Origin of the sequence: Shewanella sp. cp20 (assembly GCF_000832025.1) — a bacterium.
Taxonomy (GTDB): domain Bacteria; phylum Pseudomonadota; class Gammaproteobacteria; order Enterobacterales; family Shewanellaceae; genus Shewanella.
This window is the reverse complement of sequence record NZ_JPII01000009.1, coordinates 41,509-54,525: the sequence shown is the minus strand read 5'-3', so window position 1 is coordinate 54,525 and position 13,017 is coordinate 41,509. Positions and strand designations below refer to the sequence as shown.

The following is a 13,017-nucleotide window of genomic DNA, read 5'->3' as shown; positions in this document are numbered from 1 at the left end:
GGTTTATGCCTATAGCTGCCAGTTCACGCCCAGAAACACCTGACGACCCGCCTGAGGCAAGCCTTCGCTCTGATAGTAACGCTCATCGAGCAGGTTGGCGGCCCTGAGGTAGACAGATAGCGCGTCACCGGCGATAGGATGGCTCAACTTGAGATCCACCAGTGTGTAATCATCCAGCGACTTCTCCACCAGCTGCTTCTGGCCGGCAACCTTCTCCTCGGTGTGATACACCTGCCCCATGATGTGCTCGACATTCAGGTTGATGCGGGTGGCAAAGCTAAACTCATAGTCCGCCTGCAGCCTGAATTGATGGCGCGGACGGTACTCTAAGGTATCCAGCCCTGGCGCAGCATCCTTGTCTTCGCTGTCGAGGAAGCTGTAGCCGAAGCTCAGCGACAGGTTGTCGATGCTCTGATCGCGCACCAGGAAGTCGACCCCCTTGAACTGATAACGCCCCATGTTCTGATAGATGCCATCGACATCCTTGGCGATATAGTTTTCCGCATCCGTGTAGTAGGCCGCCAGGCTCAGATCTGTGTTGCTGCCCAGCCCCTGCGCCAGACTCAGCTCCAGGTGCTTAGAGGTCTCAGACTCGAGATCCTGGTTGCCCGACGAGAGCGAATAGAGGTTACGCATCGAAGGGAAACGTACCTTGCGGGCTACGCCTAGATTGAGGCGAGTGGCCTCTGCGGCCTGCCAGTAGGCGGAAGCCTGCGCCGAGTAGTCGGACTCGTCTTCGCGCACACGCTGCTGCTCGTGCAGTGCACCGCCCAAGCTGGCACCCACGCTGTCCTGCTGATACTGATATTCCGCCGCCAGGGTATAGAGCCAGGATGAATCGTCGAATGACTCGGCGCCGCCTGAGCCATTACCGCCACCCGAACCATTTCCGCCGCCGCTACCGCTACCAGAGCCTGAGCCGCTATCGGTACCAGAGCCCGATCCACCGCCCGAACCACTACCACCGCCAGTCCCTGAGCCCGAACCGCCGCCGGTTCCTGAACCACCGCCAGTCCCCGAACCAGACCCGCTGCCTGATCCGCTACCAGCATCGCTAGTCTCTATCTTCTTGCTCTCTGACTCCCAGCTCTGATGCTCGGCGATCAGGGCGCCGGTCAACAGGTGGCCCTCATCGAAGTCGGCAATGAGCTGCACATTACCGCCGCTCACCACAGAGCGGCCATCCAGGCTTTGCTGCAGACCGACAAAGCTGTCATCCAGATAACGGTTTTCCAGCACGTCCGACTGATTCTGATAGATGAAGCCCCTCAGGGTCAGCAGATCGTTAAATCTATGGGCCAAGCCCAGCTGCACCGTGTGGGCGTCGTAGTCATCGACGCGTTCAAATCTCGTCTTGCCGTTGGTGGTACCGTCGACGGTAGGTTTGCCCCAATCGCCGCTGCGCAGGCTAAGGTTTGCCATCAACTGCGTATTATCCGACAGCCAGTAGCTGCCCTGGGCAAACAGGTTATCGATAGTCTTGTCGCTGTTGAAGCGGGTATCGCCCTGCTGCAACTCGGTATCGGGCTGATCGCCAGACACGGGCCAGCCGTCTGTCTGCTGACGAGAGAGCGAAACCAGCCCCTGCCAACGCTCGCCAGAGCCAGCAACTGTCACGTCGCCGTTAAAGGTATCGTTTTCGCTACCCTCGAGATGGCCGGAGAAACCAGGCACGTCGGCGCCCTGCTTAGTGCGAATGTTGATCACGCCGCCCGCGCCGCCTGGGCCGTACAGCACAGAAGTTGGCCCCATGGAAACTGTGACCGACTCGATCTGACTGGCGGGTACCACGCTAGGGTCGAACTGACCATCTTCGGCGCCATTGGCCGGCACACCGTTGATCAGATAGATGACATGGCGGGCCTTGAAGCCGCGCACGTCGACACGAGGTGTCCCCTGACCGCCGGTACGCACATAGACGCCGGGGGCATTCTTTAATATCTGGTCCAGGCTCTGGGCACCCATGGCCTGAATCTCATCGGCACCTATGGTCCAGCTGCTGGTGGTCTGCTGTAGCGGCGTCGGCTTCTCGCCTGTGATCACTATGACCTCAGCTACATCTAAGATGGGTTCGTGTTTTACTTCCTCGGCCATGACCAGAGGGCTGGCGGCAACGGCGGCTGCCACGAGTGATAATTTGAGACTAACTGGTTTGTTTTTCATGCTTACTTCGCTGTGTCATTTCCCTATGGCCGTCATTCTTCCGGCTTACACCTGTAGCAACAAGCTAACGAAAACCAAAAACAAACCCAGATCGACAAATTTGAACAAATGCCGTGATGGCAGCAGTAGACAAGGGACATTTTGTCCAGTGTAAAACCTTGATTAGACAAAAATACACAGGATAGAAATACTTCCCAAATAAATGACAAATCTCTCTTTTCTTGGGCAAGCTCACAGCTTAACTGCCTGTAACTTGACAGCTAACAGTCGGCACATTAGTTTGTGGTAAAGATTCTTATTACCAATTCAGATAAGTCTCAGTTTCGCCGCGTTTGATGTCCTTACCCGCCTTCAAACCCACGCACTTTTTTACCAGGTTGGAGTATTTCTTGAGCGTTTCCTCGCTGCCACAGGCCATACAATCCCTATCCCGCAAACTCGAAAAACTCGATATTCACCCCCAGGGTGAACCGATCATTCAGTTGTCGGTGACGGCCTGTGTGATGCCGATGATCGCCTGGATCGCCAGCCAACCTTGCTACCCCAGGATCTATTGGCATGGCCGCGACACCCAGGAAGAGGTGGCAGCCCTGGGGTGCTGTAAAGATTTTATCTTCGAAGATGCGGTAGACGACAACCAACTTTCTCAGGCTTATCAGACACAAAGATCGCTCTCGACCAATCAGGAGATACGCTACTACGGCGGCGTCGCCTTCGATCGTCATACCGAGTGCTGGCCCGAATATGGCCGTGCCCATTTTATCCTGCCCAGGGTCGAACTCAGGCGTAGCGGCGACGAATACAAGCTGCTGGTCAATCTCAACGTAGAATCTCGCGATATCGAGCAGGAGCGCACCCTGGCGCTACAGGCGCTCGCCGCGCTGGTACCGCCCAAGCCGCTGGCACCGCCAAACAAGATCCAGCTGCTGAGTCGCAGCGACCGTCCCAACAAGCTGCGCTGGCATGAGCTGGTCAATCAGGTGACTCAGGATAGGTTTATTCAGGACACCCCTAAGGTGGTGCTGTCGCGTCTGACTCAGCTTGAAGTCAACGAGAAGGTGGATCCCTGGATGCTGCTGGCCAGCTGGCAGGGGCGCAATCAGAACAGTTTTCAATTTGGCTTTCAATTCAGCCCAGAGAGCGCCTTTATCTCTTGCACCCCTGAGCGTCTGTATCGACGCCGTCAGCGGGAGGTGTTCACCGAGGCGCTGGCCGGCACCACCACGCGTGGGCTCAACGAAGCCGAAGATGCCTTGCTAGCGCAACAGCTGCTGGACGACACCAAGAACAGCCACGAGAACCAGCTGGTGCGTGAACATATCGTCGATGCCCTGACGCCGCTGAGCAACTATGTGGGCGCCGATGAGCTGGCCAAGGTATTTAAGCTGAGCCATATCCAGCATCTGCACCGCGCCATTCGCGCCGAACTCAAGCCGGGTGTGAACGATTTTCAGATCCTGCAGGCCCTGCACCCCACCCCGGCCGTGGGCGGCCTGCCGAAGGCTTCGGCCATCAACTTTATCCGCCAACGCGAAGGCTATACCCGTGGCTGGTATGCCGGCGCCTGTGGCTATTTCAACAAGTATGAGAGCGAGTTTGCGGTGGCGATCCGTAGCGCGCTGATTGAACCCGGACGCATCAACCTGTTTGCCGGTGCTGGCATAGTCTCGGGCTCAGAGGCCGAGGCGGAGTGGAACGAGCTGGAGAACAAGCTCAAGACCATAATGTCGATCCTGACCGAGGTCTAGCTCTTACCTACCTGGCTGATAGACACTAGCCGAATTGGCCTCAGGCTTATTTACCCAGCGGCACCCGGTCGCGATATCCGACGTTGGCCTGAAACAGACGATCCAGCTCACCGCTGGCGAGCATGCGCGCCATGGCACGGTTAAAGATCGCCTTCAAACGCTTGCCTTTCTGCGTCTGGGGAAAGACGAAGAATACCTCCGCATTGAGTACATTTTCTTTTATCACATACTGCTGCGGCCGATTTAACTGGCTGGCGAGCCCCAGCAAAGAACGCTTATAGTCGAGCACGGCGTCTATCTTGCCGCTGTTAACATGGTTGAGCATCTGCAGCAGATCGCTCCCCTCCTCGTAATACATGGGCACCTTGATAAAGGTATCGTAGCGATACTCCAGCAGCGCCTTCACCTTCTTCTTTTTCAGGCTGTTGATGTCCTGCCAGATAGCCGCCAGCTCGGGCGTCAGGGCGGCATCCACCTGATCCACCTCCACCGGCAGGTCACAGTAGTATTCGGGTTTGACTTCGTCGAGATAGAAACCCAGTCCCACATCGACCTTGTGATGCTGCACCATGTAGAGGGCGCGAGAGAAAGGCACAAAATCGACAGAGAGCTTCCACTTAGGGGCGGGAAAGGCGCTTTGCATCAGCGCGAGGTAAAAGCCTTTGCCGTCTGGCGTGCTAAAGCCGGGCCAGTTACCGGTTACCACGGTGATCTCCTCAACCTCTTCGGATGCGGCATGCCGTGGCGTACCCGCTAACATGCAGGCACACAAGATGACGACAAGATAACGCCAGGATCTCATCGACCCCTCCTCGAAATCATGGTGATATTCAACCAAGTGTAGTCTCTTTACGCCGTGTAAGCGGGAGCTCGGCAGAGAAAACGACGCAAAATCCTTGCTCATTTGGTCTTAATGACTATAATTTGCCGCCCTGTCTCCCGGGCTAGGCTCAGGACACGGCTAACCGAGGCGCAAGCCTTACCCAGTTTCTAAGCGGGTTCCCTCACCCCGCGTCAACCCACTAAAAAGGCCACAAGATGTTAATGTTATCCCCGGCGCAGATTCAGCGTGCGCTCCTGCTGCTTGTCAGCTTTCATATTGCCATAATCACCGCAAGTAACTACTTGGTTCAGCTGCCCTTTCAGCTATTTGGTTTTCATACCACCTGGGGCGCCTTCAGCTTTCCCTTCGTCTATCTGGCCACAGATCTGACGGTGAGAATCTTCGGCCAACAGTCGGCGCGTAAGATCATTCTAAGGGCCATGATACCGGCGCTGGTGATTTCCTATCTGATCGGCGTACTCTTCCATCAGGGCAGTTTTCAGGGTGGCGACGCCTTGCAAGCGTTCAACAGCTTCGTGTTTCGTATCGCCTTCGCCAGCTTCGCCGCCTATCTGGTCGGCCAGCTGATGGATATTACCGTGTTCGCCCGCCTCAGACAGGCCAAGGCCTGGTGGGTCGCACCAGCCGCCTCGACGGTCGTTGGTAACCTTATCGACACTCTGGTGTTCTTCAGCGTCGCCTTCTACGCCTCGAGCGACCCCTTCATGGCCGAGCACTGGATTGAAATCGCCAGCGTCGACTATGGTTTCAAGCTGATCGTCAGCCTGGGGCTCTTCCTGCCCGCCTACGGCGTCTTGCTCAGGGTACTGCAGGAGCGAATTTTGCGAGAAGGCCAGACAAAATCGCAGACCGAACTGGCCTGACCAGTTGTTTTATACTATCATCGCGGCACTCAAATTTTCACCAGTGCCGCCATGCTAGCACCGACTTTGGAGAGCCAAGATGTACACCACAAGTATTGAGCATCACACCCAACTGAGCGATGAGCTCATCGACACCCTCATCGGCCTGAGCCAACAGGTACCCGAATTCGACGGGCGTCATCAGGCGGCAGATTATCAATCACGCCTGAGCGGCAAGCCCTTTCTGGTGCAGCTGATCCGCATCGAGGGCGAACTGGCAGGCTACAAGATTGGCTATGGCGAGGCCAATGGTGAGTTTTACAGCTGGCTGGGTGCCATACTGCCTGAGTTTCGCCAGCTAGGGCTGGCCAAGGAGATGATGCAAGATCAGGAGCACTGGGCCAAGGCGCAGGGCTTCAACACCCTGGCGGTTAAGACCTACAACCGCTTCGCTAGCATGTTACAGCTACTGATAAAGCAGGGCTACAAGATCGCCGGCCTGGAAAATTCCACAGCCAATATCGATGATAACAAGTTGGTTTTAAACAAGTTACTGAGCTAGAGCCTGTTAATCGTGAATCTTTACACGATAAAAGCTTGCAAACCTAAATGATAATCATTACTATTTAGGTGCGTTCCAAAACTCAGTCTGTTTTAAGCACTTCATCTCTGCTTACTATGATGAGTTCGCAAGCACAACATTGCTCACACACTCTTTGTGGCCGGAATATTAATATTCCGGCTCTTTTTTTATCTAGGGCCTAGATTTTTGGGCTGCAATCAGTAGACAGTTAGGCCTCCCGCGCCTTCTTGTCCAGGGCACTCGAGAAGTGCAGTCCCTCGTAGGGCGGATTGAACTGATCGTCGATCGCCTTGTGATACAGGCCTATGGTAAACAGCGTCCCCTTACCGACCGTAGAGCTGACCTCTATGGTGCCGCCGATCCGCTTGATGATGCCGTAACTCAGGGAGAGTCCCAGTCCAGTGCCGTCCTGGCGCGTGGTATAGAAAGGATCGAAGATGCGCCCCAGCTGTTCCTCGGGGATCCCCTTACCCTCATCTTCCACCTCTATCTTGACCCCTATGGGCTCACCACCCTGCACCCAGTCATAGGTGCGGATCCAGATGCGTCCCTGTCCATCCATGGCGTGGGCGGCGTTAACCACCAGGTTAATCAGCACCTGTAATAGCTGAGGGCGATTCACCTCGATTGGATAGCTGGCGTTGAGATCCTGGATCAGTACCACCTCCTGCTTCTTGATGGAGTGGCGTACCAGTATGGTCATCTCCTCGACGATAGGCGTAAGCTGATGCATCTCCAGTGGCGCGTTGAACTCGCCGGGACGACTGTATTGCAGCAGGCTGCGAATAATGGTGCTGATGCGGCCCACCTGCTCGATGACGATATCTATCTCTTCCTCGACATCCTCGGCCTTGGCGCCGAGTTCAGACTTGAGCAGCTCCATGTTGCCCAAGATCACCGCCGTCGGATTGTTGATCTCATGGGCGATGCCTGCGGTCAACTCACCCAAGGCGGTTAGCTTCTCGTTGGTCACCAGTTGCTGACGTGTCTCGTTCAGCAGGGCCACGTTACGCTGCAGCTCCTCCGTCTTCTCCTGCAGGCTGCGGGTACGCTCCTCGACCTTAACCTCCAGCTGCTCGGCCGCCGCCTGGATCTGCGAGTTACGCCGCTGCAGCAGATCCAGCATGCGGTCGAACTGTTCGGCCAAATTAGCCAGCTCGTTGTCGCGCTCCAGTCCCAAGGAGCCTATGCGCAGGTTGCGCCCCGACTGCACCGCCTTCACCACGTGGTGGATCCGTTCAATCGGCTGCAGCAGGCTATAGGCGCCGCGGTATACCAACAGGCCAGAGACCAGCAGCACCAACATGAGTATGGTGCCCAGCTCTATGATGTTGAGCAGGTAGTTATGGATAAAGGGCGACTCGGAAAATCCCGTGTAAATCATGCCGATGCGCTCGCCGCGAATATCTTTGAGCGGGGCATAGGCCGAGATGAACCAGTCGTTGTAGACGAAGGCACGATCGACCCATAGCAGGCCCTGCACCAACACCTTCTGCCGCACCTCTTCCGACACCAGACTACCCAGGGCTCGGCCGCGTTTCTCGCTGTCTTGAGGGAAGAAGTTAAGCGGTACATTGGTGCTGATGCGGGTGTTGTCGAGGAAGATGGTTACCGTGCCGATGGAACGCTCTGGCAGGGTGCCCTTGTCGTACACCAGATCGCGAATATGATCCACGATACGAATGTCGCGATTGAGTAAGATGCCGCCGTCCAGATACCAGCCCACCTTGCCATCGCGGCCCAGGATAGGTAGCAGACTGCGGCTCAACATGCCGCGCTTCTCGACATCCTTACTCGGTTTCTGAGACCTTGGAGTATCAACCAGGGTGATCACCGCCTCCTGCTCGAGGTTGGGCGACAACCGGGCCAGACGTTGTGGCTGGAGCACCATCAAGCCGGAGAAGGGTTGGTTGTCCTGTATCTTAGGCAGCATGACCCTAAGGTCTGGGTCCTGCGCCGCCTCGGCGACGCTGACCAGGCGCAGAAAGTCCAGATCCAGCTCGGCCTGTTTCTGCTTCAGCAGCTCGGCCAGCTTGGCTCTGGCGGCCTTAGTGTCTCCATCGAGATCGCGAAATTCGTTCTGAAATTCCCAGGAGGCGCGCACCAGCTCCAGCTGATTTTCCTGCTTCTCCTGCACAGAGATGAGCGTGTTGCTGGCCACGGTCAGGTCGGCCTTCACCTTCATGAAGAGTTGCTTGCCCGTGTAGCTGATGTTCCAGTAGATGGTGATAAACACCAGGCTCACCAGGGTGAGCAAGATGGGCAGCAGAGTCAGGATCAGGATGCGATAACGCACCTTTGCCTGTAATTGCTGCCAGTTGACACCAAAGAAACGCGAGAAAAAAGACACCGTTATTCTTCCTCGAGGTTATTGAGTTCGAACCACTCTTTATATTTACGATCCAGTGTCTTACGGGAAACCCCGAGATCGCGTGCGGCGGCAGACTTGTTGCCCTGATGCAGGTCGACTACCGAGGTCACATGGTGTTTCTCCACCTCTTTAAGCGACCAGTCAAGGGGATAACCCAGCTCGCCCGCCACCTCTGACTTAGGCTGCTGCTTCCAATATTCCGCCGGCGGCTTACCCAGGAGGATGCAACGCTCTATCATGTTGCGCAGCTCACGTATGTTGCCCGGCCACTCATGCTGTTGCAGCTTGAGCATATCCTCGTGGCTCCATACCACCTCCTTGACCCCCAGCTCGGCGGCCAGCAGGCGGGTGAAGTGATGGGTCAGTTCCACCACATCTTCCGGGCGTTCGCGTAGCGGCGGGATCACTATGTCGAGCACATTGAGTCGATAGAAGAGATCGCGTCTGAAGTTACCGGCCTCCACCTCGTCCGCCAGCTTGCGGTTGGTGGCCGCCAACACCCGGACATCGATATTGATCTCTTTCTCGCTGCCCACGGGACGTATGGTGCGTTGCTCCAGCACCCTGAGCAGGGCCGTCTGCATCTTGAGCGGCATCTCGCCGATCTCGTCGAGAAAGATGGTACCGCCAGAAGCGAAGCTGAACAGGCCCTCGCGATTGCCCTTGGCGCCGGTAAAGGAACCGGCGGCATGGCCGAAGAGCTCGCTCTCCAGTAATTCCGGGGCGATGGCACCACAGTTGACCGGCACGAATGGCCCCTGACGACCACTGAGCAGATGCAGCTGCCTGGCCACCAGCTCTTTACCCGTGCCCGACTCGCCCTCGATCAGGATAACCGCGTTGGTGGGTGCCACCCGCTCGATAACGTGTTTCACCTCCATCATGGCATCGCTGCTGCCTATGATGGTGGAAGACTGACCGATGGAGACCTCACGGCGCAGCATGAGGTTTTCGCGCTTAAGCAGGCGACGCTCGATACAGCGATCCACCGCCTTCATCATCTGTTCAAGGTGGAACGGCTTCATGATGAAGTCGGAGGCGCCGGCGCGCAGCGCCTTGATGGCCACGTCCATATCGGCATAGCCGGTCATAAAGATGATGTCTGAGCGCCGCTCCTGATCGCTCAACGCCTCGTCCCATTCGATGCCGGAACGGCCCGGCAGGCGAATATCGACGATCAGCAGATCGAAGTGACAGCGGCTCCTGAGCTGCTCGGCATCTTCGACGCTGCCGGCGGTTTCCACCAGGGCAAACTTCTTCGACAGCGCCTTCTTCAGGAAGCTGCGCATGCCCGGCTCATCGTCGACGATAAGCACAGATACGGCGGAAGGTAGGGGCTTCATCTCTTTATTGGGCTGGCTCATATTGTCTTCTTTTGGACATTTTGACTCATATTGAACAGATTCTAGCATCAAACCTCGGCCAATTGGTCACCCTGAACCAGTAGAATCACGCTCTGGGACATTATGTCTGGCGACAATTTACCGAGCTTGCGATCTGCTTCACACTTTGTTGGCAACTTGTGAGCTTTTTTTGCAGATAATAGATCTGGCACTGTTTTTGCTGAAACAGTCTCGTTATTTACACATGATCCGCGTGATCTCGGCAACATCACGCATTCAGCCAATGCCAAGGAGCAAAAATGCTAAAGCTAAAATCAATAATCAGCCTAGCGATCGTCGCCAGTGCCCTTACGTTAACCTCTGCCCAGGCGGAAGAGGTCATTAAACTGGCCACCACCACCAGCACAGAAAACTCTGGCCTACTCAAGCACCTACTGCCTAAGTTCGAGCAAGAGTCTGGCTACAAGGTACAGGTCATTGCCACAGGTACTGGTAAGGCGCTCAAGCTGGCTCGCCAGGGCGATGTTGACGTCGTCATGACCCACGCCCCAGCGGCCGAAGCTAAATTTGTTAACGAAGGCTATGGCATCCTGCCACGCGGCATCATGGAAAACGATTTTGTGATCTTGGGCCCGAAAAATGACCCAGCGAAGATCCGCAGCAGTAAGACAGCTGAAGAAGCCTTTGCTAAAATAGCCGACTCTGGCGCGGGCTTCGTCTCTCGTGGTGACAACTCAGGTACCAACATGAAAGAGTTGATCATCTGGAAAGGCGCCAAGGTTGAGCCGACATTCAATGGCTATCGCGCCGTAGGTCAAGGCATGGGTAAGACACTGCTGATGGCAAACGAGCTCCAAGCCTACACACTGTCTGACCGTGGTACTTTCGTTGCCTACAAGGCGAAGTTAGATCTAGCGGTTGACTATGATGGTGGTCAGACACTGGCTAACCCTTATCAAATCATGTTGATCAACCCAGAGAAATACCCAGATCTGAACCACAAAGGTGCTAAGGCCCTGAGTGACTGGCTGATCGGCAACGAAGCCCAAGGCATGATTAACGGCTACACCGTACAGGGTGAGCAACTATTTAAGGCAACATATAGCGAATGAGTGAAGGCTGGTTAGCCCTATTACAGCAGGCGTTGAGCCTGCTGTTTTCATTAGACCCAGATGTTTGGTCTATCGTCAGCGTATCTTTTTCTGTCTCTTTTGCGGCGCTGGCGATCACCCTAATTCCCTCTATGGTACTGGGCTTCGTGCTGGCCTTCGCCCGTTTTCCCGGACGTTGGTTTGCCACTAACCTGGTACAGACGACACAGTCGATCCCAACCGTGGTGATCGGCCTACTGGTCTACCTGATGCTGACCCGCATGGGTCCCCTGGGGGACCTAAAATGGCTATTTACCCAGAAAGGCATGATACTAGGACAGATGATGATCTGCGCCCCCGTGTTAATCGCCATGAGTCAGGCCGCCTTTACCAGCGTGGACAAGCGAGCCTGGGAGACCTCACGCACCTTAGGCGCCTCCTGGCTGCGCTCTGTCTGGTTGGTGTGTCGCGAACTCAAGGTGCCACTTTTGATGGCCATAGTCGCGGCCTTTAGTCGCATCCTGACCGAGGTGGGTTGCTCCATGATGGTGGGCGGCAACATTGCTGGCGTCACCCGAAATATCCCCACCGCCATCGCCCTGGAAACCAGCAAGGGCGACTTCGCCCAGGCGATCGCCCTGGGACTGGTACTACTCATTCTGGCCTTGGTGCTTAACTTTACCCTGGGTACCCTCAGGGGCAGAGCCGAACCGAGGAGCCTTTAGTCATGGTCAAGATCATCGCCAACAACATAGAGATGCGCTTCGGCAGCCGCCTGCTATACCGCTTCGACCGCCTCAGTCTGGCCCAACATCAGACCATACACCTGCAGGGTGACAATGGCAGCGGCAAGACGACTCTGATGAAGATGTTGGCCGGTCTGCAGACACCTAGCCTAGGAGAGATCCACACAGAAGGCTTTGCGCCTAGCCCCTGGTGGCGCCCCAATCCCTTGCTCGGTAAGGCTGTCTATCTGCATCAACACCCTTATCTATTCGATGGCAGCGTGGCCTACAACCTCAACTATGTGCAGCCATTTTGCGACATGACCGAGCAGGAGATCGCCTCGCGCACCCAGACGGCTATCGAGATGGCCCAGCTAGGCGGCCTGCTCAACCAGAGAGCCGCCAGCCTCTCCGGCGGCGAGCGTCAGCGCCTGGCCATCGCCCGCGCCTGGATCATGCGCCCGCGCCTGCTGATGCTGGACGAGCCCACCTCCAACATGGACAAGCTGTCCCAACAACTGGTGCTCACCATGGTCAGCCATCTGAAACAGCAAGGCACAGGCATGCTGATCTCCAGCCATCAGAGCTGCTTGCTCACAGGCCTGTGCGAGCAGACCTGGCAGATCCACAACCAGGCTATTCAGGTCAGCCCATCGAGCATAGATGAACGCCCCTTCACCCCATCACAGCAGGAGCTGAGATATGTCACCGCAAATTGATGCCGTGATCCTTGCCGGCGGCATGGCCAGACGCATGGGCGGCAACGACAAGGGACTGGTCGAGTTAAACGATCAGCCGATGATAAAACACGCAATCGACAGGATAAAACCTCAGGTTAAGCAGATCCTGATCAACGCAAATCGCAATCAGGACCGCTATGCTGAGTTTGGTTATCCGGTACTGAGCGACGAAGACTCGGGTTATCTGGGGCCGCTGGCCGGCATGATCACCGCGCTGGGGCAGACCCAGGCCGACTACCTCATGGTGGTGCCCTGTGACTGTCCGCTGCTGCCGATGGATCTGGTGCCACGCATGCTCGCCGCCATAGAGGCCCAAGGGGCCGAGATGGCCGTGGCCAGCGACGGCAAGCGGGAACAACCTGTGGTGCTACTGATGAAACCGGCGCTGCGAGAATCGATGAAGGCCTTCCTAGACGCCGGCGAGCGTAAGATCGATTTCTGGTATGCCAAGCACCACTGCGTCGTGTGTGACTTTTCCGATCAGCCCAATGCGTTCGTGAACGTCAACACGCCAGAACAAAAACAACAACTTTCCGAGGCAATTGCCCACTAAAAATAGAGGTGTAC

Annotated in this window: 11 protein-coding genes; 7 read left to right on the top strand and 4 right to left on the bottom strand. The window is 56.1% G+C overall.

The features are described 5' to 3' along the window. Nucleotides 1-9: 9 nt before the first annotated feature. Nucleotides 10-2,163, bottom strand: coding sequence for a TonB-dependent receptor plug domain-containing protein (locus tag DB48_RS02565; protein WP_041508775.1), 2,154 nt, complete (start codon nucleotides 2,161-2,163; stop codon nucleotides 10-12). A gap of 389 nt (nucleotides 2,164-2,552) precedes the next feature. Between DB48_RS02565 and DB48_RS02560 the strand changes: the two genes are divergently transcribed. After that, nucleotides 2,553-3,911, top strand: coding sequence for an isochorismate synthase (locus DB48_RS02560; RefSeq protein WP_041508774.1), 1,359 nt, complete (start codon nucleotides 2,553-2,555; stop codon nucleotides 3,909-3,911). A gap of 46 nt (nucleotides 3,912-3,957) precedes the next feature. On the opposite strand, the gene DB48_RS02555 is transcribed toward DB48_RS02560, so the two are convergent. Further along, nucleotides 3,958-4,713, bottom strand: coding sequence for a substrate-binding periplasmic protein (locus tag DB48_RS02555; RefSeq protein ID WP_052813643.1), 756 nt, complete (start codon nucleotides 4,711-4,713; stop codon nucleotides 3,958-3,960). A gap of 236 nt (nucleotides 4,714-4,949) precedes the next feature. Here DB48_RS02555 and DB48_RS02550 point away from each other — a divergent pair, with 236 nt between their 5' ends. Together DB48_RS02550 and DB48_RS02545 are read left to right on the top strand one after the other, a co-directional pair. Further along, entirely contained in the window at nucleotides 4,950-5,618 is a 669-nt protein-coding gene (locus DB48_RS02550) for a 7-cyano-7-deazaguanine/7-aminomethyl-7-deazaguanine transporter (RefSeq protein WP_041508773.1), read from the top strand. Between the two features lie 79 nt (nucleotides 5,619-5,697). Next, nucleotides 5,698-6,159, top strand: coding sequence for a GNAT family N-acetyltransferase (locus tag DB48_RS02545; RefSeq protein ID WP_041508772.1), 462 nt, complete (start codon nucleotides 5,698-5,700; stop codon nucleotides 6,157-6,159). Between the two features lie 229 nt (nucleotides 6,160-6,388). Here DB48_RS02545 and DB48_RS02540 read toward each other — a convergent pair whose 3' ends face one another. Together DB48_RS02540 and DB48_RS02535 are read right to left on the bottom strand one after the other, a co-directional pair. Further along, nucleotides 6,389-8,530, bottom strand: coding sequence for a sensor histidine kinase (locus DB48_RS02540; protein WP_041508771.1), 2,142 nt, complete (start codon nucleotides 8,528-8,530; stop codon nucleotides 6,389-6,391). A gap of 2 nt (nucleotides 8,531-8,532) precedes the next feature. Beyond that, the gene (locus DB48_RS02535) at nucleotides 8,533-9,963 is read right to left on the bottom strand and encodes a sigma-54-dependent transcriptional regulator (RefSeq protein ID WP_052813629.1); all 1,431 of its coding nucleotides are present in this window, start codon (nucleotides 9,961-9,963) and stop codon (nucleotides 8,533-8,535) included. 230 nt (nucleotides 9,964-10,193) lie between these two features. Between DB48_RS02535 and DB48_RS02530 the strand changes: the two genes are divergently transcribed. From DB48_RS02530 to mobA, 4 genes are read left to right on the top strand one after another with little or no spacing between them, the layout of a single operon-like run. Further along, on the top strand, nucleotides 10,194-11,006 hold the full coding sequence (locus DB48_RS02530) for a substrate-binding domain-containing protein (protein WP_041508769.1): 813 nt from the start codon (nucleotides 10,194-10,196) through the stop codon (nucleotides 11,004-11,006). Then, nucleotides 11,003-11,710, top strand: a complete 708-nt coding sequence (locus DB48_RS02525; protein ID WP_041508768.1) for an ABC transporter permease — start codon at nucleotides 11,003-11,005, stop codon at nucleotides 11,708-11,710. Before DB48_RS02530 ends, DB48_RS02525 begins: the two co-directional genes overlap by 4 nt. A 2-nt stretch (nucleotides 11,711-11,712) precedes the next feature. Then, complete coding sequence (locus DB48_RS02520) at nucleotides 11,713-12,429, top strand: ATP-binding cassette domain-containing protein (protein ID WP_041508767.1); 717 nt, start codon at nucleotides 11,713-11,715, stop codon at nucleotides 12,427-12,429. Continuing rightward, nucleotides 12,413-13,003 carry a molybdenum cofactor guanylyltransferase MobA gene (mobA, locus tag DB48_RS02515; RefSeq protein ID WP_041508766.1) on the top strand — a complete coding sequence of 197 codons (591 nt, stop codon included), beginning with the start codon at nucleotides 12,413-12,415 and terminating at the stop codon, nucleotides 13,001-13,003. Before DB48_RS02520 ends, mobA begins: the two co-directional genes overlap by 17 nt. Nucleotides 13,004-13,017: the final 14 nt, after the last annotated feature.

Excerpts from the sequence above, each read along its gene's own strand:
- DB48_RS02565 (WP_041508775.1), bottom strand. The coding sequence starts at position 2,163 with ATGAAAAACAAACCAGTTAGTCTCAAATTATCACTCGTGGCAGCCGCC.
- DB48_RS02555 (WP_052813643.1), bottom strand. The coding sequence starts at position 4,713 with ATGAGATCCTGGCGTTATCTTGTCGTCATCTTGTGTGCCTGCATGTTA.
- DB48_RS02550 (WP_041508773.1), top strand. The coding sequence starts at position 4,950 with ATGTTAATGTTATCCCCGGCGCAGATTCAGCGTGCGCTCCTGCTGCTT.
- DB48_RS02545 (WP_041508772.1), top strand. The coding sequence starts at position 5,698 with ATGTACACCACAAGTATTGAGCATCACACCCAACTGAGCGATGAGCTC.
- DB48_RS02535 (WP_052813629.1), bottom strand. The coding sequence starts at position 9,963 with ATGCTAGAATCTGTTCAATATGAGTCAAAATGTCCAAAAGAAGACAAT.
- DB48_RS02530 (WP_041508769.1), top strand. The coding sequence starts at position 10,194 with ATGCTAAAGCTAAAATCAATAATCAGCCTAGCGATCGTCGCCAGTGCC.
- DB48_RS02525 (WP_041508768.1), top strand. The coding sequence starts at position 11,003 with ATGAGTGAAGGCTGGTTAGCCCTATTACAGCAGGCGTTGAGCCTGCTG.
- DB48_RS02520 (WP_041508767.1), top strand. The coding sequence starts at position 11,713 with ATGGTCAAGATCATCGCCAACAACATAGAGATGCGCTTCGGCAGCCGC.
- mobA (WP_041508766.1), top strand. The coding sequence starts at position 12,413 with ATGTCACCGCAAATTGATGCCGTGATCCTTGCCGGCGGCATGGCCAGA.